Source organism: Roseomonas sp. GC11 (assembly GCF_024437745.1).
Lineage (GTDB): Bacteria > Pseudomonadota > Alphaproteobacteria > Acetobacterales > Acetobacteraceae > Pseudoroseomonas.
Genome location: NZ_JANFNY010000197.1, coordinates 1 through 933, shown reverse-complemented (window position 1 = coordinate 933; position 933 = coordinate 1). Strand labels below are relative to the sequence as shown.

1 protein-coding gene is annotated in these 933 nt (G+C 73.1%); it reads right to left on the bottom strand.

From position 1 onward, the window contains the following. The coding region (locus NON00_RS24585) for an autotransporter-associated beta strand repeat-containing protein (RefSeq protein WP_256025435.1) at positions 1-933 on the bottom strand (933 nt) is incomplete at both ends.

Below are 933 nucleotides of genomic sequence, written 5' to 3'. Positions count from 1 at the left end.
CGTCAGCGACACGCCCGAGGAGGCCGAGAGATCGCCCGCGCCGGAGAGCGCCAGCGTGCCGCCGGACACCGTGGTCAACCCGGTATAGCTGTTGACAGCGGACAGCGTCAGCGTGCCGCCACCCGCCGTCAGCCCGCCCGTGCCGGAGATCACCCCCGCGAAGCCACCGCCGCCGCTCACCGTCAGCGTATTGGCGCCGAGGACGACACTGCTGCCGGAGACGCCGTTCAGCGTCTGCACCGTGCGCCCGCCGCCTGCCGCCGCGATGTCGAACGCCGCGCCGCTCGCCGTCAGCGACACGCCCGAGGAGGCCGAGAGATCCCCCGCGCCGGAGAGCGCCAGCGTGCCGCCGGACACCGTGGTCAACCCGGTATAGCTGTTGACAGCGGACAGCGTCAGCGTGCCGCCGCTCACCATCAGCCCGCCCGTGCCGGAGATCACCCCCGCGAAGCCACCGCCGCCGCTCACCGTCAGCGTGTTGGCACCGAGGACGACACTGCTGCCGGAAACGCCGTTCAGCGTCTGCACCGTGCGCCCGCCACCCGCCGCCGCGATGCTGAACACCGTCCCGCTTGCCGTCAGCGACACGCCCGAGGAGGCCGAGAGATCCCCCGCGCCGGAGAGCGCCAGCGTGCCGCCGGACACCGTGGTCAGCCCGGTATAGCTGTTGACAGCGGACAGCGTCAGCGTGCCGCCGCTCACCATCAGCCCGCCCGTGCCGGAGATCACCCCCGCGAAGCCACCGCCGCCGCTCACCGTCAGCGTGTTGGCACCGAGGACGACACTGCTGCCGGAAACGCCGTTCAGCGTCTGCACCGTGCGCCCGCCACCCGCCGCCGCGATGCTGAACACCGTCCCGCTCGCCGTCAGCGACACGCCCGAGGAGGCCGAGAGATCCCCCGCGCCGGAGAGCGCCAGCGTGCCGCCGGACAC